This window comes from Pseudomonas sp. NFACC45 (assembly GCF_900113505.1).
In the GTDB taxonomy this organism is placed as follows: Bacteria; Pseudomonadota; Gammaproteobacteria; order Pseudomonadales; family Pseudomonadaceae; genus Aquipseudomonas; species Aquipseudomonas tehranensis.
Window position 1 is genome coordinate 51580 of sequence record NZ_FOPO01000015.1, and the last position, 19949, is coordinate 71528.

Sequence of the window (19949 nt, forward strand, 5' to 3'; positions counted from 1 at the left end):
CTGCGAGACCCGCTAAGGACACACATGCGCTGGATAACCCGCCCCGGCTGGCCCGGTAACCTGCTGGCCATGGCGGCTGGCGCGATCACCACCCTGGCCTTGGCGCCGTTCGACATCTGGCCGCTGGCACTGCTGGCGGTCGGGCTGTTCTATGCGGGCCTGCGCGAGCTTTCGCCACGTCAGGCCATTGGCCGTGGCTGGTGTTTCGGTTTCGGCCTGTTTGGCGCCGGCACCAGCTGGATCTACGTCAGCATTCACAACTTCGGCGGCGCCTCGGTGCTGCTCGCCGGTTTCTTGATGCTGCTGTTCATCGCCGCCATTGCCTGGTTTTTCGCCCTGCCCGCCTGGCTCTGGGCCCGGTGGTTGCGGCGTAACGAAGCCCCGCTGGCCGACGCCTTGGCCTTCGCCGCCCTGTGGCTGGGCCAGGAAGCCTTTCGCGGCTGGTTCCTCACCGGCTTCCCGTGGCTGTATTCCGGGTACAGCCAACTTGACGGCCCGTTGGCCGGCCTCGCGCCGCTGGGCGGGATGTGGCTGATGTCCTTCACCCTGGCCCTGACCGCCGCGCTGCTGTACAACGCGCCACGGTTGATCCGCGCCGGGCGCAAAAGCTTTATCGCAGCGGGCGTGATCCTGCTGATCGGCCCATGGGTCGCCGGCATGGCACTCAAAGGCCATGCCTGGACCAGCCCTTCGGGTGATCCGCTGAGCGTCGCGGCGATTCAGGGCAACATCGAACAAAGCATGAAGTGGGACCCGGACCAGCTCAACGCGCAACTGGCGCTGTACCGCGACATGAGTTTTGCCTCCAAACGGGTCGACCTGTTGATCTGGCCGGAAACAGCCGTGCCGGTGCTCAAGGAATCTGCCCAGGGCTATCTGGACATGATGGGCACCTTCGCCGCCGAGCGAAATTCGGCGCTGATTACCGGCGTGCCGATTCGCCAGGTGGTGCATCAACAGAAGCGTTATTTCAACGGCATCACCGTGACCGGCGAAGGTGACGGCACTTACCTGAAGCAAAAACTCGTGCCGTTTGGTGAATACGTGCCGTTGCAGGACATTCTGCGTGGTTTGATCGCGTTCTTCGACCTGCCCATGTCGGACTTCGCCCGTGGCCCGGCCGACCAGCCTTTGCTGCAAGCCAAGGGTTACCAGATCGCGCCGTTCATCTGTTATGAAGTGGTCTACCCAGAGTTCGCCGCCGGCCTCTCGGCGCGCAGCGACCTGCTGCTGACCATCAGTAACGACACCTGGTTCGGCACCTCGATCGGCCCATTGCAACACCTGCAAATGGCCCAGATGCGGGCTCTGGAAGCCGGTCGCTGGATGATTCGCTCCACCAACAACGGTGTCACTGGCCTGATCAACCCCTTCGGCCAGATCACCGCACAGATCCCGCAATTCGAGCGTGGCATCCTGTACGGCGAAGTGGTGCCGATGCATGGGCTGACGCCATACCTGCAATGGCGCTCGTGGCCGCTGATCATTTTGTGCGTGTTGCTGCTGGGCTGGGCGTTGATGGCGGGACGGATGGCCAAGACGGTTTGACACCCGGTAGGAGCTGCCGAAGGCTGCGATCTTTTGATCTTCGCTCGCGACTCAATTGTCTGGGGCAAGATCGCAGCCTCGTTGCACTCGACAGCTCCTACGGACGCATTCCAGCGGGATAATTCCCTCGCAGCAACAGCGCGCTCAGCGATAGAACAACCTATACCCCAGCTGCCCCACCGCCTCGTTCATCAACTGCCCCGATTGCCAGATCGACTTGAACTCCGGCATCCAGCCGCCCAGCGGGCGGGCATTGTCCTGCCCCAGAAAGCCCACCGGTGCAGGAATCACTTCAAACCCCGAGCGCTCGAAACTCCACACTGCCCGTGGCATGTGCGACGCATGGGTCACCACCACGATCCGTCTGATGCCCTGCGGCAATAACATCTCGGCGCTCATCCGGGCGTTTTCCCAGGTCGTGCGACTGCGCCCTTCCTGCCAGCGCACGGTGACACCAAAATCATCGAGCATCGAATCGGCCATCAATTTCGCTTCACTCGGTGGGGAGCCATAGTGCAAGCCGCCGCTGGTCAGCACCGGCAATCCCGATGCCTTGGCCAGTCGCGCCGCATACCGCTGGCGCTCCAGACCGATGCCGGTGGGTTGGTCGGTGCCCCAGGCCAGGTCACCGCGATCACGACCAGAACCGAGTACCACGATGACATCGGCACGTTGCGCCAATGTCACCCATTCGCTGCGAGGCAGCGGCGGCTCGCGCTCCAATACCTTGGCGCTCCATTGCACCACCACAGGCAAGCTCATCAGCCAGAAACCGCCCACCCCAGCAATGAAACACAGGCGAGCCAGGCGCGGCCGAGAGTTGCGCCACCACCAGGCAAGCACCAACAGCAGCAAAAGAATGCCGGGCGGCAATAAAAGTTGTTTGATGAAATAGCGAAACGGCATCGGGCATCTCCATAGATGCCCGAAGCCTAGGTGGGTTGACGCAAAGCGACAACAGATTCGAAACAACCTTGAATCAAAAAAAGCGACACGCGTGAATCCGGCTTTACTTGAACTGCAGTGACCGGACTTTTACAGCATCCCTGGTGGGCGTCCGATCCTTGAGCCATACAACCTTGGCCGAACGGGGTGTATCGAGGCGCTTGAGTAGCTGGGCCCCACTTGTGGGGGCTTGATGCCCGACCTGCTCAAGGTAAGCCTTGACCAGTTCGAACTCTGCGGGCGTCAAGCCACGCAGTTCCAGCTCTGCCGGGCGTTCATCGCGCAAGCGACCGGCGGTTCTTGCAGCGTCCAGGGCCATCCCGAGACGATCGATCAGTTTTTCGTACAACTCAGGTGTAGTTACTTTTCGTTGTGATTCAACCATCCCTCACCTCATTGAAGATAAGACTCACTCCCCATTGAGAAGCTTAGCTTCGCTGGGCAAACCGGCAGGGCGCCGCGACCAACGGCCCTGAACAGCCGCCGTCACCGGGTATCGACAATGCCCCGGCACGCAATCAGGGTTTCCCTCGGCAGAGCACGGTCATGTATGCTACGGCGCTTCCTGTAACTCCACTTCCAGCTCGGCTGGGCATCGAAAACGCCGCATCAGGCGTCGTCTGCGTCCAGCATGGCAACGAAGAGGATTGGGCCACCCCATTCAGTACAAAAGTAGCCATGCACGAACACTATCAGCCCCGTGAAATCGAAGCCGCCGCCCAGTCGTTCTGGGACGAGCAAAAGTCCTTTGAAGTCAGTGAACAGCCAGGCAAGGAGACTTACTACTGCCTGTCGATGTTCCCTTACCCCAGCGGCAAGCTACACATGGGGCATGTGCGCAACTACACCATCGGCGATGTGATCTCCCGCTACCAGCGCATGCAAGGCAAGAATGTCCTGCAACCCATGGGTTGGGACGCTTTCGGCATGCCGGCGGAAAACGCCGCGATGAAGAACAACGTGGCCCCCGCCAAGTGGACCTACGAAAACATCGCCTACATGAAGACCCAGCTGCGCAGCCTGGGCCTGGCGGTGGACTGGTCCCGCGAGGTCACCACCTGCAAGCCTGATTACTACCGCTGGGAACAATGGCTGTTCACCCGCCTGTTCGAAAAAGGCGTGATCTACCGCAAGAACGGCACCGTGAACTGGGACCCGGTGGACCAGACCGTACTGGCCAACGAGCAGGTGATCGACGGTCGCGGCTGGCGCTCCGGCGCGCTGATCGAAAAGCGCGAAATCCCGATGTACTACTTCAAGATCACCGCCTACGCGGATGAACTGCTGGAGAGTCTCGACGAACTGACCGGCTGGCCTGAACAGGTCAAGACCATGCAGCGCAACTGGATCGGCAAGTCCCGGGGCATGGAAGTGCAGTTCCCCTACGACGTCGCCTCCATTGGCGAAGCGGGCAACCTGAAGGTCTTCACCACCCGTCCGGATACCCTGATGGGCGCCACTTATGTAGCCGTGGCCGCCGAGCATCCGCTGGCGACCCTGGCAGCCCGCAACAACCCCGAGCTGCAGGCGTTCATTGCCGAATGCAAAGGTGGCAGCGTCGCTGAAGCCGATGTCGCCACTCAAGAGAAGAAAGGCCTGCCGACCTCGCTGTTCGTCGAGCATCCGCTCACCGGCGAAAAACTCCCGGTGTGGGTCGCCAACTATGTGCTGATGCACTACGGCGACGGCGCCGTCATGGCTGTTCCGGCCCACGATGAGCGCGACTTCGAGTTCGCCCACAAGTACAACCTGCCGATCAAGGCCGTGGTGCGTACCAGCGCCGGTGACCAGACCCCGGCGCCATGGCAGGACGCTTATGGCGAACACGGCGAACTGATCAACTCCGGCGAGTTCGACGGCCTGGACTTCCCCGGCGCGTTCGACGCCATCGAAGTGGCCCTGATCAAGAAGAACCTTGGTGCTTCCCGCACCCAGTTCCGCCTGCGCGACTGGGGCATCAGCCGCCAGCGCTACTGGGGCTGCCCGATTCCGATCGTGCATTGCGATACTTGCGGTGACGTTCCGGTGCCGGAAGATCAACTGCCCGTGGTCCTGCCCGAAGACGTGGTACCCGACGGCGCCGGCTCGCCCCTGGCACGCATGCCCGAGTTCTACGAATGCAGCTGCCCGAAATGCGGCGCACCGGCCCGGCGTGAAACCGACACCATGGACACGTTCGTCGAGTCCTCGTGGTACTACGCCCGCTACGCCTCGCCGCACTATGAAGGCGGCCTGGTGGAAAAATCCGCAGCTGACCACTGGTTGCCGGTGGATCAGTATATCGGCGGCATCGAACACGCCATTCTCCACCTGCTCTACGCGCGCTTCTTCCACAAGCTGATGCGTGACGAAGGCCTGGTGAGCTCCAACGAGCCGTTCAAGAACCTGCTGACCCAAGGCATGGTGATCGCCGAGACGTACTATCGTCGCGAAGCCAACGGTGCCTACACCTGGTACAACCCGGCCGACGTCGAACTCGAACGCGACAGCAAAGCCAAGGTCATCAGCGCCAAACTGATCGCGGACGGCCTGCCGGTGGAAATCGGTGGCACCGAGAAGATGGCCAAGTCGAAGAACAACGGCGTCGACCCGCAGTCAATGATCGATCAGTTCGGCGCCGACACCTGCCGTCTGTTCATGATGTTCGCCTCGCCGCCCGACATGAGCGCGGAATGGTCCGACTCCGGCGTCGAGGGTTCGCACCGCTTCCTCAAGCGCGTCTGGCGCCTGGCTCAAGCCCACGTCACTCAGGGCCTGCCGGGCAAACTGGACGTCGCCGGCCTGAACGACGAGCAGAAAGCCGTTCGCCGTTCGATCCACCTGGCCATCAAGCAGGCCAGCCATGACGTCGGCCAGAACCACAAATTCAACACCGCCATCGCCCAGGTGATGACGCTGATGAATGTCCTGGAAAAAGCCGCGCAAGGCACCGAACAGGATCGCGCACTGGTTCACGAAGGTCTGGAAGCCGTGACGCTGCTGCTGGCCCCGATCACGCCGCACATCAGCCACGAGCTGTGGAATCGCCTGGGCCACGCTGACCCGGTGATTGACGCCGGCTGGCCGGTGGTGGACGAAACCGCGCTGGTGCAGGACAGCCTGACCCTGGTCATCCAGGTCAACGGCAAGCTGCGTGGCCAGATCGAAATGCCGGCCGCCGCCACTCGCGAAGAAATCGAAGCCGCCGCACGGGCCAATGAAAATGTGTTGCGCTTCGTCGATGGCCTGACGATCCGCAAAGTGATCGTCGTGCCCGGCAAACTGGTCAATATCGTCGCAAGCTAATTGGATCGGGCGCCGGCCTGGGCCGGGCGCCGAATATAACCTGCGGGGCCGCACTGTCGAGCCATAGGGTTTCAAGGGGAGCAACAAGATGATCAAACGTAATCTGCTGGTAATGGGCCTGGCGGTCCTGTTGAGCGCCTGCGGCTTCCAGCTGCGCGGCACCGGCACCACCGAACTGGCCATCACGGAGCTGGACCTCAGCGCCCGGGACGCTTATGGCGAGACCGTGAAGATGCTGCGTGACACGCTGGAGAACAGCGGCGTGAAGATCTACAACGGCGCGCCGTACAAACTGGTGCTGACCAGCGAACAGCAAAGCCAGCGCAGCCTGAGTTACGCCGGTGCCGGTCGCTCGGCCGAGTACGAACTCAACAACGTCCTGAGCTATGAGATCCGCGGCCAGAACAACCTGGTGCTGCTGGACGACAAACTGCAAGTGCAGAAGGTCTACCTGCACGATGGCAACAACATCACCGGTTCCGACCAGGAGTCGAGCGAAGTGGGTGTCGAAATGCGTCGTGACCTCGTGCAACGCATGATGCTGCGCCTGCAACAACTGAGCCCGGCCCAACTGGACCAGTTGCAGCAGACCGCCGACGCCCGCGCCAAGGCAGAAGCCGACGCACTGGAAGCGGCACGCAAGGCTGAAGCGGAAACCCCGCAACAGTCGCCGATGCAAATCCCGTCTGAATAAGCCTTGCGGGGCGCTTCGGCGCCCCGCTTGCCTTCTCTTATGAAGCTCGCTCCCGCCCAACTCGGCAAACACCTGCAAGGCGCCCTCGCGCCGGTCTACATCATCAGTGGCGATGATCCGCTGCTGTGCCAGGAAGCCGCCGACGCCATTCGCTCTGCCGCCCGCCAGCAAGGCTTCGACGAACGCCAGGTGTTCGCCGCCGACGCCAGTTTCGACTGGGGCACACTGTTGCAGGCCGGGGCGAGCATGTCGCTGTTCGCGCAAAAGCGTCTGCTGGAGCTGCGCTTGCCATCCGGCAAACCCGGTGACAAGGGCGCCGCCGCGCTGATCGAATATTGCTCACGGCCGGCCGAAGACACGGTGTTGCTCATCAGCCTGCCAAAACTCGACGGCAGCGCGCAAAAAACCAAATGGGGCAAGGCCCTGGTCGAAGGTCAGCAGACCCAGTTCGTACAGATCTGGCCGGTGGACGTCAGCCAGTTGCCCAGCTGGATCCGCCAGCGCCTGTCCCAGGCCGGCCTCTCGGCCAGCCAGGACGCGGTGGAACTGATCGCCGCCCGGGTCGAAGGCAACCTGCTGGCCGCAGCTCAGGAAATCGAAAAGCTCAAGCTGATGGCCGAGGGGGGGCAGATCACCGTGGAAACGGTACAGGCCGCCGTGGCCGACAGTGCGCGTTTTGATGTGTTCGGGCTGACCGATGCGATCCTCAACGGCGAAGCCGCCCACGCCCTGCGCATGCTCGAAGGCCTGCGGGGCGAAGGCGTCGAGCCCCCCGTGATCCTCTGGGCCCTGGCACGGGAGTTGCGCCTGCTGGCTAACCTGTCGCTGCAATACAGCCAGGGCGTGCCGCTGGACAAAGCTTTCAGCCAGGCCCGACCGCCTGTGTGGGACAAGCGCAAGCCGCTGATGAGCAAAGCCCTGCAACGCTATTCGGCACCGCGCTGGGCGCAACTGCTGCTCGAAGCCCAGCGCATCGATGCGCAGATCAAAGGTCAAGCGGCGGGGTCGCCGTGGATGAGCCTGAGCCGTTTGTCGCTGTTGATGGCCGGTCAGCGGCTGACTCTGCCAGCAGAATAAAAGATCGCAGCCTTCGGCAGCTCCTACAGAGGTATGCACTTCATTGTAGGAGCTGCCGAAGGCTGCGAGCTTTTTCGCCCTTGATCCTACAAATATCACCTCCATTTACCCTATAGACAGCCCCCCCAACTCTGCCCCATGATTTGTCCCGCAAAACCACCCCCATGAGAGAACCATCATGAGCAAAAAGCCATCCAAGCATGGCCCCAACAAGGCCAAATCCATCATCGCCCAGCCCCTGTTCCGCAGCCGCCAGGAACGACCCGCCAAGGGCAAAGGCAGCTACCGCCGCGAAGCCTTCCAGTCTGACAACTGGGAGGCTTCTTGCTTTGTGGCGGCTTGAAACATCCGGACCAGCCCTATTCTCCTTTGCGCATGATAAGGTCAGCATCTGATTTGTTTATCTGGACCCGTGCATGCCCTTTTGTCTTTCCCGTCGTTGGCCCCTGCGCCAATTGATTGCAGCCACAAGCGTCGTTCTGCTTGTCGCCTGCGCAGAAAAACCTACCGCCGCCGACGCCCAACCGCTCAAGACCGTCCCAGCCGTGCCTGCTCCGGCCATCGTACCGCCGGTGGTTCCGACCGGTGACAACCTGGTCATCGCACCCACGCAAACTTTCGCCGAATGGCAAGCCGGTTTTCGCAAGCAAGCCCTGGCCGCCGGGATCCGTGCCGACCTGTTTGATCGCGCGTTCATCGGCGTCAGCCCGGACATGAGCGTCATCAAGGCCGACCGCAGCCAGCCCGAATTCAGCCGTCCGGTGTGGGAATACCTCGATGGTGCCCTGTCGCCCCTGCGAGTACGCCGGGGCCAGACGCTGGTCCAACAGCATGCCGACATTCTGCAAAGCATCGAGCAGCGCTATGGCGTGGATCGGCAGTTCCTGGTGTCGGTATGGGGTATGGAAAGCAACTTCGGTCAGTTCCAGGGCACCAAGTCGGTGATCAACTCCCTGGCGACCCTGGCCTACGAAGGGCGACGCCCGGGGTTTGCCCATGCGCAGCTGATCGCCGCGCTGCAGATCCTGCAGCAGGGTGACATCGCACCGGAAAAAATGCTGGGTTCCTGGGCCGGCGCCATGGGCCAGACCCAGTTCATTCCCACCACGTACAACACCCATGCGGTGGACTTCGATGGTGACGGCCGCCGCGATATCTGGGGCAGCGCTACCGATGCCCTGGCCTCGACCGCGCACTACCTGCAAAGCTCTGGCTGGCAGCGCGGGCAGCCGTGGGGCTTCGAGGTACAGCTCAAAGAAGGGTTCGACTACCCGCTGGCCGATGGCGCGATCCGCAAACCCGTCTCCGAATGGCTGCAACTGGGCGTCAGCCTGCCCAACGGCAGCCAGGTCCCAGCCGGTGCCGAACACTTGTCGGCGGCCCTACTGCTGCCGGCCGGCTACCGCGGGCCGGCTTTCCTGGTGCTCGACAACTTCCGCGCCATCCTCAAGTACAACAATTCCTCGTCGTACGCCTTGGCGGTCAGCCTGCTGTCAGAGCGCTTCGCGGGCGCGGGGCTGATCAACGGGCAATGGCCAAAGGACGATCTGCCCTTGAGCCGTAGCGAGCGCTTCGAACTGCAGACCTTGCTGGGCAAACACAACTTCGACGCAGGCACGCCCGACGGCATCATCGGCGCCAACACCCGCAAGGCCATACGCAGCGCCCAGCAGTCGTTCGGCTGGCCAGCGGATGGGTATCCGACGCACAAGCTGCTGGAAGGGTTGCGTAACCGCTAGATTGCCTTATGGCCGCTGCCCTCATCGCGAGCAGGCTCGCTCCCACACTGGACCGTGTTTTGAAATCAACTGTGGGAGCGAGCCTGCTCGCGATGAGGGACTATCAGACGACGAGCGCTTAGCGGCTGACTACCACATCCTGCTCCAGCACCAACCTCTTCTCCCCCGCATCCAGCGTCACCAGCGCGCCCATGGGCAACGTCAGGTTCGGATCGCAATGCCCACTGCGCCAGCCGGACAGTACCGGGATGCCAAACGGCTCGAAGGTCTGCTTGAACAGTTTGTTCAACGCCTCGACGTCCACCCCTGCGATATCCCCCACCAATACACCCCGCAGCTTTGCCAGGGTGCCGGCCAGCCGTAACTGGGTCAGCAGACGGTCAATGCGATAAAGCGGCTCGTTGATGTCTTCAACCAGCAGGATCACGCCTTCGGCCTCGATTTCGTAGGGCGTGGCCATGGTCGCGGCAATCATCGACAGATTGCCCCCCAGCAAACGCCCGCAGGCGATACCGGGTGCAACGGTGGTCAACGGATACGCCGCGGGATGGCTCAGTACACTGCCGGCCCTCAACTGCCCACGTAGCAGGCTGAAAAAAGACGTGACGGTTGATGGATCCTTGTCCCCCAGAAGATCGGCGTTGAGCAGCGGGCCGTGGAAGGTGACGAAGCCTGCGTAACGGCTGATGGCCAGGTGTAGGGCGGTGATGTCGCTGTAGCCGACGAAGGGCTTGAGGTTACGTCTCAGGAGTTCGAAGTCGATGCGGTCCAGCAGGCGCGGTGTGCCGTAGCCACCGCGCAGGCAGATGATCGTTTTTACTTCTGGGTCGGCGAAGGCGGCGTGCAGGTCGTTGAGGCGTGTCTCGTCGCTGCCGGCGAGGTAGCCGTTCTTTTCGTAGACTCCGGGGAAGATCCGCAGGGCATGGCCTCGGGCGCGCATCCATTGGATGGCTTTTTCCGTGTCCAGGGGGGCGGGACCGGCGGGGGCGATCACGGCGATCAGGCCCTGGGATGGGAGTGCTGGGACGGGGTGATGTGGGGTTAGGTCCATGGTTTCCCGCTTTGTCGGCTTGTTATGCGTGTATATCCGTTTTTTGTGTAACGGCTACTTATGGTTCCGCTCTTACAGCGGGTTACTTTTGAAAAGCGCAAAAGTAACCAAAACGCTCTTGCCCCCACCACTCGGTGCCTCGCCTAGGCTCGGCATGCCCTCACTCCGGCATTACTCCGTGGGCCCGCCGCGAAGGGCCATCCATGGCCCAGCGCGGCTATCCCGGCATCCATGCCGGGATACCCACTGCGCAATGCCTGCGTTCGGCCAGCGTGGTTTAACGGGGCGCCAAGATCAAGATCAAAAGCAAAGCAAAGCAAAGCAAAGCAAAGCAAAGCAAAGCAAAGCAAAGCAAAGCAAAGCAAAGCAAAGCAAAGCAAAGCAAAGCAAAGCAAAGCAAAGCAAAGCAAAAGCGCGACAAGTCCAGCATCTATGTAACTGAACCACCGCCTTCGCGAGCAAGCCCGCTCCCACAAGGCTTTGCGGTGTTCACAATATCTGGGCAGGTGCAAAAACCTGTGGGAGCGGGCTTGCTCGCGAAAGCGACAGCACAGCCAACATCATCACAAACTGATACACCGCTTTCGCGGGCAAGCCTGATCCCACAGGGCTTTGCGGGTGTTCACAATATCTGGGCAGGTGCAAAAACCTGTGGGAGCGAGCCTGCTCGCGATGACGTCAGCAGGCCCAACCTCTATGTAACTGAACTACCGCCTTCGCGAGCAGGCTCGCTCCCACTTCAGCAGCCACAAAAACCATGCAAACCACAGACTTCTTGTGGGAGCAAGCCCGCTCCCACAGGGGAAACTCGATACCCCCAAACCAGGCCGGCTGTCAGGCCGCCTCGCGGTGGACGTTGATCTTGGGCGCCCCGTTAACCACGCTGGCTGAACGCAGGCATTGGTTCGTGGGCAACCCGGCATGGATGCCGGGTTAGCCGCGCTGGGCCATGGATGGCCCTTCGCGGCGGCCCACGAACCAATGCCGGAGTGAAGGCATGCCGAGCCTAGGCGAGGCACCGAGTGGTGGGGCAAGAGCGCTTTTGGTTACTTTTGGCTGGCCCGGCATCCGGCTCTTCCAAAAGTGACCCGCTGTAAGAGCGGAACCATAAGTAGCCGTTACCGCAGCAACGGATATACACACCGACCCACCACCAAAAACCGCTAAATCAAGACCCGAGCAACTCAGCCTTGACCAACTTAGCCTGCTCATCCGCATGATACGAAGACCGCACCAACGGCCCCGAAGCCACGTTCTTGAACCCCATCTTGTACCCTTCCTCAGCAAACCAGGCAAAGGTATCCGGGTGCACAAAACGCTGCACCGGCAGGTGACTGCGCGAAGGCTGCAGGTACTGCCCCAGGGTCAGCATATCAATGTCATGCTCACGCATACGCTTCATGACCTCGATGACTTCCTCATCGGTCTCACCCAAGCCCAGCATCAAGCCAGACTTGGTCGGAATGTGCGGCATCATCTGCTTGAAGCGCTGCAGCAGGGTCAGCGACCACTGATAGTCCGAACCCGGACGCGCAGCCTTGTACAGGCGCGGTACGGTTTCCAGGTTGTGGTTGAAGACATCCGGCGGCTCGGCGGCGGTGATTTGCAGTGCGATGTCCATGCGACCGCGATAGTCCGGCACCAAAGTCTCGAGCTGCACATTCGGCGACAGTTTGCGGATTTCGCGGATGCAGTCGGCAAAGTGCTGGGCACCGCCGTCACGCAGGTCGTCGCGGTCCACCGAGGTGATCACTACATACTTGAGCTTGAGGTCGGCAATGGCGATGGCCAGGCTTTCGGGTTCATTCACGTCCAATGGCTTCGGCCGACCATGACCGACGTCACAGAACGGGCAGCGACGGGTGCAGATGTCGCCCATGATCATGAACGTGGCGGTGCCGCCGGAGAAGCATTCACCCAGGTTCGGGCAGGATGCTTCTTCACAGACGCTGTGCAGTTTGTGCTTGCGCAGCAGCGCCTTGATGCGGTCGACTTCCGGCGAAACCGGAATGCGCACGCGGATCCAGTCGGGTTTCTTCGGCAGTTCGGTGGTCGGGATGATCTTGACCGGGATACGTGCAACTTTCTCGGCGCCGCGCAGCTTTACGCCGGCCTCGACCTTGGCACGCGGGGCCGGACGCTCGGTAACATCCAGCGTCGGGATCATGGTTTGCACAGCATCAGTAGTCATATCAGTCGATTCCGCCCGTGAGGGTCGTCTGCTCAGCGTAGTCGAGGTGTTTGACGAGCTGCGCGCGCAGCCGGGCACTTACCTCGGCAAATTCAATCGATCCTGTGTGATCGCACAGCTGGGTCATCGCCAGCCCCGCGTAGCCACAGGGATTAATCCGTCGAAACGGCTCCATGTCCATGTCCACGTTCAACGCCAGGCCATGAAACGAACAACCGTGGCGGATCCGCAAACCCAGGGAGGCGATTTTTGCCCCGTCGACGTAGACACCCGGAGCATCCGGCTTGGCCGCCGCTGTCACGCCGTAGCTGGCCAGCAGTTCGATCAGGCACGTCTCCATGCGGGTGACCAGTTCGCGTACGCCGAACCCCAGCTTGCGTACGTCCAGCAACAGATAGGCCACCAACTGTCCGGGGCCATGGTAGGTCACCTGGCCACCGCGGTCGGTCTTCACCACCGGGATATCCCCCGGCAGCAACAGGTGTTCGGCCTTGCCGGCCTGGCCCTGGGTGAACACCGACGGGTGTTGCACCAGCCAGACTTCATCACCGGCGCTGGTGCCGCGGTCGTTGGTGAAGCGTTGCATGGCATGCCAGACCGGCTCGTAAGCCATCTGGCCCAGCTCGCGAAAGCCCAGCGTGCCCGGCATCACAACACCATGTGCACGAACCCGGTCGCTCGCAACTCGCTGTTGATGTCGTACAGCTGCTCCTGACCGGTGGCGATGATGTGCAGCTGAATCGTCGTGTACTTGCCGTTGGTACTCTGGCGTTCGGCCAGGGTCTTGTGATCAACGGTGGCGTGTTTTTCAAGAATCGCGATGATCTTGTCCTTGAATCCCACACCGGTGTCGCCAATTACCTTGATCGGATAATCCTCGCAAGGAAACTCGATCTTTGGCGCCTTTACTTCTGAGTCTGTCATGGCGTAACGGCCTCGTAAGCCGTGATAACGCACATGGCCCCGTACCGGAAAGGAACGGGGCCATGCAGGTCAACACTTCAATCAGTTGAACAAGCCGTAGAAGAATAGACGGATGCTATCCCACATGCGGCGGAAGATACCACCTTCCTCGACCGCGTCCAGCGCGATCAGGTCGGCGCTGTGCACCACTTTGTCGTCCAGTTTGACTTCCACCTTGCCGATCACGTCGCCCTTGGCGATTGGCGCAACCATTTGCGGATTCATGGTCATGGTGGCGACCAGTTTCTTGAGCTGACCTTTAGGCAAGGTCATGGTCAGGTCCTGGGCCAGACCGGCCTTCACCTGGTTGGTGGTGCCTTTCCACACCTGGGCCTGAGCCAGTTCGGTGCCCTTCTGGTAGAAGGTCTGGGTTTCGAAGAAGCGGAAACCGTAGGTCAAGAGCTTCTGGGTTTCGGCGGCACGGGCCACTTCACTGTTGGTGCCGAAAACGACGGCGATCAGGCGCATGCCGTCACGAACGGCCGAAGACACCATGCAATAGCCAGCCTCTTCGGTGTGACCGGTCTTCAAGCCATCGACGGTCTTGTCGCGCCACAGCAGCAGGTTGCGGTTGGGCTGCTTGATGTTGTTCCAGAAGAATTCCTTCTGGGAGTAGATGGCGTAGTGCGCCGGGTCTTCGTGAATGATTGCCCGCGCCAGGATCGCCATGTCATGAGCCGAGGAGTAATGCTCCGGGTTCGGCAAGCCGGTCGGGTTCATGAAGTGGCTGTTGGTCAGGCCCAGGTCGGCGGACGTTTTGTTCATCATGTCGGCGAACGCATCTTCGCTGCCGGCGATGTGCTCGGCCAAGGCAACACTGGCGTCGTTGCCGGACTGGATGATGATGCCGTGCAGCAGGTCGCTGACGGTCACTTGCGAACCGACCTTGATGAACATCCGCGAACCGCCGGTGCGCCAGGCGTTTTCGCTGACGGTCACCGGATCGTTTTCACCGATCTGGCCGCGACGGATTTCCAGGGTGGCGATGTAGGCGGTCATCAGTTTGGTCAGGCTGGCCGGTGGCAGGCGCTGGTCACCATTGTTCTCCACCAGCACCTCGCCGCTGCTGGCATCCATGAGCACAAAGGATTTGGCGGCCAGTTGAGGGGGAGCCGGCATCATCTCGACCGCGAACGCAGCAGGTGAGAGCAGCAGTGGGACTAGCAGGCAAAGGCGTTTGGCAAAGGTGGTGATGTTCATCCGTCTCTCGAAATCGCTAATGGAAACTGCCCGAAGGGCAATACTAAACAGACAACCTTCTAACGGGTCGCCGCGTATTTAAGTTGCTCACTCACATCCCTTGCCGGGCTTTTGTTATTCATAGAGCCAACAACCTGGCCCGCTCCAACCACTAGCGGGCCTTCAATCAAATCATTCCGCGCTGACCAGGCTCGGCGAACCGAGATTGGCCAGGCGTACACTGTTCTGCACCTGCTGGACTTCATCCGGCGAACCGATCGGTCCCAGGCGTACCCGATGCAGTGTCTGCTGGTTGCGCACGATGGAGCTGATGAACACCGGCGCGCTGACCATCGAACTGAGCTTGGCTCTCAACAGTTCGGCAGCGTCCGGGTTGGCGAACGCGCCGACTTGCAGATACTGGCCAGACGCTGTTGCAGAAGCGTTTTTTTTTGCGTCGAGCGGCACGGGCACCACGGGCGCAGCATGTTGCTGCGGCGGCGGGGACCATTGCTCGACCGTACCGGTGGAAGCCGTCACGGTCGGCGCGGCATTTTGCGCCACTTTTGGCTCGTTGAGCATCAAAGGCGCCGGACGGCCTCGCTGGGCCCACCATTCCTGCGGGTCGATGCCTTCGACCTTGACCCGCGCGGTGCCGGATTCAGCGTAACCGAGTTTTTTCGCCGCCGCGTACGACAGGTCGATGATGCGGTCGGAATAGAACGGCCCACGGTCATTGACTCGCAGGATCACGGCCTTGTTGTTGTCCAGGTTGGTCACCCGCACATAACTGGGCAGCGGCAAGGTCTTGTGGGCCGCGCTCATGCCATACAGGTCATAAACCTCGCCATTGGCGGTGTTCTGGCCGTGGAACTTGGTGCCATACCAGGACGCCGTGCCTGAAGCGACGTAACGCTTGGATTCGGCCATCGGGAAATACGTCTTGCCCAGCACCGTGTACGGGTTGGCCTTGTACGGGCCGGTGTGCAAGGTTGGCGTGGCATCGGGAATGCGTGAAACATCCACATCCCACCACGGCGCGCCGTCCTTGTGGGCCCGGTTGATGTCCAGGCCCGGTGTGGCGCGCACGGCAGTGGAGGTTTTCTGCGCCGGCGGACGACTGGTGGAGCAACTGACGACCAGCAACGACAGCGCCGCCAGCGCTACCAGTTTCAGGGGTCCGGCTTTCAGGGGTTGATAGGTAGGCAATGCCCGCATTATTTGACGCCCCGTGCTTTGACCAGCTCTTCAGACAGCTGATGCACGGCCATGGCGTACATCACACTGCGGTTATAACGCGTAATCGCGTAGAAATTCTTCAGGCCCATCCAGTACTCAGGGCCTTGTTCGCCTTCCAGGCGAATCGCGGTGACTGGCATGTCGTCACGCAGCGCATCATGACTCGACCACCCCAGCGCCCGCAACTCCCCGACGGTTTTCGTCGGCTCGATGCCTGTGGTCAGGCCCTCGTCTACCTGGTCGCCACGCACGTCCGCACGGCTGACCACCGGCTCGCCAGATTCCCAGCCATGGCGCTTGAAATAGCTGGCAACACTGCCGATGGCATCGGTCGGGTTGGTCCAGATATTGATGTGGCCATCGCCGTCGAAGTCCACCGCATAAGCCCGGAAGCTGCTGGGCATGAACTGCGGCAAGCCCATGGCGCCGGCGTAGGAACCCTTGAGGGTCAACGGATCGACCTGTTCCTCGCGGGCCAGCAGCAGGAACTCGCGCAACTCCTTGCGGAAGAACTCGGCGCGCGGCGGATAATCGAAGCCCAGGGTCGACAGCGCATCGACCACCCGGAAATTCCCGGTATTACGACCAAAAAACGTCTCGACACCAATGATAGACACGATGACCTGGGCCGGCACGCCATACTCCTGCTCGGCGCGAGCCAGCACAGCCTCGTGCTGGCGCCAGAAGTCCACGCCCCGGGCGATACGCGCCTCGGAGATGAACATCGGCCGATACTCGCTCCACTGCTTGACCCGCTCGGCGGGTCGGGAGATCGCGTCGAGAATCGACTGCTTGCGCTGCGCCTCGCGGAACACCCCCATCAGCTGTTCACCGGCAAAACCGTAGTCGCGGGTCATTTCACCGACGAATTCGGCCACTTGCGGCGAACCTTCATAGTCGCCGGCCAGGGCGTGCGACGCACCGCCCAGGAGGCCGACCAGGCCGACCCAAGGCGCATATCGCGTCGACCAGCCACGCATTGCTTGCATTGAACGCTTCACCTTATTCAAACCTGCGCGATCCACTTGCGATGGGTATGGATCGACATCAAAACCCCAAACGCTGACAGTAGCGTCACCAGCGAAGTTCCTCCGTAGCTAATGAATGGCAACGGCACCCCCACGACCGGCAACAGGCCACTGACCATACCGATATTGACGAAAACATAAACAAAAAACGTCATGGTCAGACTGCCCGCGAGCAATTTGCCGAACAATGTCTGGGCCTGGGCCGTAATCACCAGGCCACGGCCGATCAACAACAGGTAGATCAGCAGCAGCACGCAGATGCCCACCAGACCGAACTCTTCGCCCAACACGGCGATGATGAAGTCGGTGTGGCTTTCCGGCAGAAAGTCCAGGTGCGACTGGGTACCCAGCAACCAACCCTTGCCGAACACGCCGCCGGAGCCGATGGCGGCCTTGGACTGGATGATGTTCCAGCCGGTGCCCAGCGGATCGCTCTCCGGATCGAGGAATGTCAGGACCCGCTGCTTCTGGTAGTCGTGCATCACGAAGTACCACATGGCCACGGACACCGGCACCGCGGCAGCGATCACACTGAGAATCCAGCGCCAGCGCAATCCGCCCATGAACAGCACGAAGGCGCCGCCGGCCAGGATCAGCAATGAGGTGCCGAGATCCGGCTGGCGCACGATCAGGATGAACGGAATCCCAATCAGCAGCAGGCTGATGCCCACATGTTTGAGCTGTGGCGGCAAGGTGCGCTTGGACAAATACCAGGCGATGGTCGCCGGCATGATGATTTTCAGGAACTCAGAAGGCTGGAAGCGGATCACCCCGGGGATGTTGATCCAGCGTGTCGCACCCATGGCGTTATGGCCCATGATGTCCACGATCACCAACAAGACCACGCCGCCCACATAGGCCAGTGGCACCCAGCGCGCCATGAACCGAGGCTCCAGTTGGGCGATGAAAATCATCGATACCAGGCCGATGCCGAATGAAGTGGCCTGCTTGGCCAGCAGGTCCCAGTTCTTGCCGCTGGCCGAATACAGCACGAACAGGCTGCCGGCGGCCAGTGTCAGCAACAGGATCAACAAGGGGCCATCGATGTGCATGCGCTGCAACAGGGTGGCGCGACGGCGCATCACATCTTCGCTGGAGAGGATCCGGTCGAAATTATTCTTCACGGGCCGTAGCCTCCGCGGTGGTGGGGCTTGCGTATTCGGGCTTGAGCTGGCCGTGTTCATCCAGCAGCCAGGCGTCCATGATCTGGCGCACCACCGGCGCCGCGACGCCGGAACCGGACTCGCCGTTCTCGACCATCACCGACACGACGATTTTCGGGTTTTCGGCCGGCGCGAAACCGACGAACAAAGCGTGGTCCCGGTGACGCTCCTGAACCTTGGAGCGGTCGTACTTCTCGCCCTGCTTGATCGCGACCACCTGGGCCGTACCACTTTTGCCGGCAATCCGGTATTGCGCACCGAGGGCAGCCTTGCGCGCGGTGCCCCGGGCGCCGTGCATCACCTGCTGCATGCCGATATTGACCTTCTGCCAGTCCGACGGATTACGCAGGATGATGTCCGGCACCGGGTTGGGGTCCACGGGCTTCTGGCCTTCGATGGTCTTGGCCAGGTGCGGGCGATACCACTTGCCTTTGCTCGCCACCAAGGCTGTGGCCTGGGCCAGTTGCAGCGGCGTCGCCTGCATGTAGCCCTGGCCGATTCCCAGGATCAGCGTCTCACCCGGGAACCACGGCTGGCGGCGGGTCGCCCGCTTCCACTCGCGGGACGGCATCAGGCCCGGCGATTCTTCGAACATATCCAGGGAGACTTTCTGACCGAGCCCGAACTTGCCCATGTAGGACGCCAGCCGATCGATCCCCAGCTTGTGGGCCAGGTCATAGAAGTAGGTGTCGTTGGATCGCATGATCGCCGTTTCCAGATCCACGTAGCCGTCGCCGGAGCGGTTCCAGTTGCGGTACTTGTGGTCGTAGTTCGGCAGTTGGTAATAACCGGGGTCGTAGACCCGGCTGGAAGCGGTGATCACGCCCGCGTCCAGCCCGGCAATCGCCACGGCCGGCTTGATGGTCGAGCCCGGTGGATAGAGACCACGCAGCACGCGGTTGAACAGTGGCCGATCGATGGAGTCGCGCAACTCGGCATAGGCCTTGAAACTGATGCCGGTGACGAACAGGTTCGGGTCGAAACTCGGCTGGCTGACCATTGCCAGGACCTCGCCGGTATTCGGATCCAGCGCCACGACAGCGCCACGACGGCCACCCAACGCCGCTTCGGCGGCTTCCTGCAATTTGATGTCCAGGCTCAGGACGATGTCCTTGCCGGGAATCGGGTCGGTGCGCTTGAGCACACGCAACACGCGGCCACGGGCATTGGTCTCGACTTCCTCGTAGCCCACCTGACCGTGCAGCTCGGCCTCGTAGAAGCGTTCGATGCCCGTTTTGCCGATGTGGTGGGTACCGCTGTAATTGACCGGATCGAGGCTCTTGAGCTCTTTTTCGTTGATCCGTCCCATGTAACCAACCGAGTGGGCGAAGTGCGCTCCCTGGGGATAGTGACGCACCAATTGCGCCACCACCTCAACGCCCGGCAAGCGGAACTGGTTCACGGCGATCAGGGCGATCTGCTCTTCGGTCAGCTCGAACAGGATCGGCACCGGCTCGAACGGGCGCCGCCCCTGGCGCATACGCTTCTCGAAAATCGCCCGGTCCTCGGGGGTCAGTTGCAGCACTTCGACGATCACGTCGAGCACCTTCTGCCAATCCCCGGACCGCTCACGGGTCATGCTCAGGCTGAAGCTGGGCCGGTTATCGGCCACCACCACGCCGTTACGGTCGAAAATCAACCCGCGAGTCGGCGGAATCGGCTGCACATGCACGCGATTGTTTTCCGACAGGGTCGAGTGGTACTCGTACTGAATCACCTGGAGGAAATACAGGCGCGCGATCAGCACACCGATCAGCGCCACGACCGCAATTGCACCAAACACGACGCGACCCCGCACCAGGCGGGCGTCTTTTTCGTGGTCCTTGATGCGGATCGGCTGAGGCATG

At 61.4% G+C, this 19949-nt stretch carries 18 protein-coding genes; 7 read left to right on the top strand and 11 right to left on the bottom strand.

The features are described from left to right. Positions 1–24 precede the first annotated feature (24 nt). The gene (gene lnt, locus BM132_RS24860; protein ID WP_092459431.1) at positions 25–1548 is read left to right on the top strand and encodes an apolipoprotein N-acyltransferase; all 1524 of its coding nucleotides are present in this window, start codon (positions 25–27) and stop codon (positions 1546–1548) included. Between the two features lie 144 nt (positions 1549–1692). On the opposite strand, the gene BM132_RS24865 is transcribed toward lnt, so the two are convergent. Further along, positions 1693–2454, bottom strand: a complete 762-nt coding sequence (locus tag BM132_RS24865; RefSeq protein ID WP_092459433.1) for a YdcF family protein — start codon at positions 2452–2454, stop codon at positions 1693–1695. A 103-nt stretch (positions 2455–2557) separates the two neighbouring features. Continuing rightward, positions 2558–2878: a hypothetical protein gene (locus BM132_RS24870; protein WP_092394566.1), complete on the bottom strand. Its 321-nt coding sequence runs from the start codon at positions 2876–2878 to the stop codon at positions 2558–2560. A gap of 293 nt (positions 2879–3171) precedes the next feature. Between BM132_RS24870 and leuS the strand changes: the two genes are divergently transcribed. The 5 genes from leuS (at position 3172) to BM132_RS24895 (ending at position 9288) form a co-directional block, all read left to right on the top strand. Continuing rightward, positions 3172–5778 carry a leucine--tRNA ligase gene (gene leuS, locus BM132_RS24875; protein WP_092459435.1) on the top strand — a complete coding sequence of 869 codons (2607 nt, stop codon included), beginning with the start codon at positions 3172–3174 and terminating at the stop codon, positions 5776–5778. Between the two features lie 88 nt (positions 5779–5866). Further along, positions 5867–6472: an LPS-assembly lipoprotein LptE gene (lptE, locus tag BM132_RS24880; RefSeq protein ID WP_092459437.1), complete on the top strand. Its 606-nt coding sequence runs from the start codon at positions 5867–5869 to the stop codon at positions 6470–6472. 39 nt (positions 6473–6511) lie between these two features. Next, entirely contained in the window at positions 6512–7549 is a 1038-nt protein-coding gene (gene holA, locus BM132_RS24885) for a DNA polymerase III subunit delta (RefSeq protein WP_092394575.1), read from the top strand. A 178-nt stretch (positions 7550–7727) separates the two neighbouring features. Beyond that, on the top strand, positions 7728–7892 hold the full coding sequence (gene arfA / locus BM132_RS24890; protein WP_047229500.1) for an alternative ribosome rescue factor ArfA: 165 nt from the start codon (positions 7728–7730) through the stop codon (positions 7890–7892). Between the two features lie 73 nt (positions 7893–7965). Further along, the gene (locus BM132_RS24895) at positions 7966–9288 is read left to right on the top strand and encodes a lytic murein transglycosylase (protein WP_092394578.1); all 1323 of its coding nucleotides are present in this window, start codon (positions 7966–7968) and stop codon (positions 9286–9288) included. A gap of 118 nt (positions 9289–9406) precedes the next feature. Here BM132_RS24895 and BM132_RS24900 read toward each other — a convergent pair whose 3' ends face one another. Further along, positions 9407–10339, bottom strand: a complete 933-nt coding sequence (locus BM132_RS24900) for a S66 peptidase family protein (RefSeq protein WP_092459439.1) — start codon at positions 10337–10339, stop codon at positions 9407–9409. A gap of 253 nt (positions 10340–10592) precedes the next feature. Between BM132_RS24900 and BM132_RS28560 the strand changes: the two genes are divergently transcribed. Then, positions 10593–10781, top strand: coding sequence for a hypothetical protein (locus tag BM132_RS28560; protein WP_177218217.1), 189 nt, complete (start codon positions 10593–10595; stop codon positions 10779–10781). A 726-nt stretch (positions 10782–11507) separates the two neighbouring features. Here BM132_RS28560 and lipA read toward each other — a convergent pair. From lipA to mrdA, 8 genes are all read right to left on the bottom strand, one after another. Continuing rightward, positions 11508–12530, bottom strand: coding sequence for a lipoyl synthase (lipA, locus tag BM132_RS24910; RefSeq protein ID WP_047229497.1), 1023 nt, complete (start codon positions 12528–12530; stop codon positions 11508–11510). A gap of 1 nt (position 12531) precedes the next feature. Then, entirely contained in the window at positions 12532–13179 is a 648-nt protein-coding gene (gene lipB, locus BM132_RS24915) for a lipoyl(octanoyl) transferase LipB (RefSeq protein ID WP_092394584.1), read from the bottom strand. Continuing rightward, positions 13179–13454, bottom strand: coding sequence for a DUF493 domain-containing protein (locus BM132_RS24920; RefSeq protein ID WP_047229495.1), 276 nt, complete (start codon positions 13452–13454; stop codon positions 13179–13181). Before BM132_RS24920 ends, lipB begins: the two co-directional genes overlap by 1 nt. An 81-nt stretch (positions 13455–13535) precedes the next feature. Next, complete coding sequence (locus BM132_RS24925; protein ID WP_092394587.1) at positions 13536–14693, bottom strand: D-alanyl-D-alanine carboxypeptidase family protein; 1158 nt, start codon at positions 14691–14693, stop codon at positions 13536–13538. Positions 14694–14864: 171 nt separating this feature from the next. Beyond that, positions 14865–15890 carry a septal ring lytic transglycosylase RlpA family protein gene (locus BM132_RS24930; protein ID WP_092394590.1) on the bottom strand — a complete coding sequence of 342 codons (1026 nt, stop codon included), beginning with the start codon at positions 15888–15890 and terminating at the stop codon, positions 14865–14867. Further along, entirely contained in the window at positions 15890–16900 is a 1011-nt protein-coding gene (mltB, locus tag BM132_RS24935) for a lytic murein transglycosylase B (RefSeq protein WP_092459443.1), read from the bottom strand. The genes BM132_RS24930 and mltB overlap by 1 nt, the downstream gene beginning before the upstream one ends. 17 nt (positions 16901–16917) lie before the next feature. Then, on the bottom strand, positions 16918–18021 hold the full coding sequence (rodA, locus tag BM132_RS24940) for a rod shape-determining protein RodA (protein WP_177193302.1): 1104 nt from the start codon (positions 18019–18021) through the stop codon (positions 16918–16920). A 31-nt stretch (positions 18022–18052) separates the two neighbouring features. Next, positions 18053–19948, bottom strand: a complete 1896-nt coding sequence (mrdA, locus tag BM132_RS24945) for a penicillin-binding protein 2 (RefSeq protein WP_092459445.1) — start codon at positions 19946–19948, stop codon at positions 18053–18055. Position 19949 lies beyond the last annotated feature (1 nt).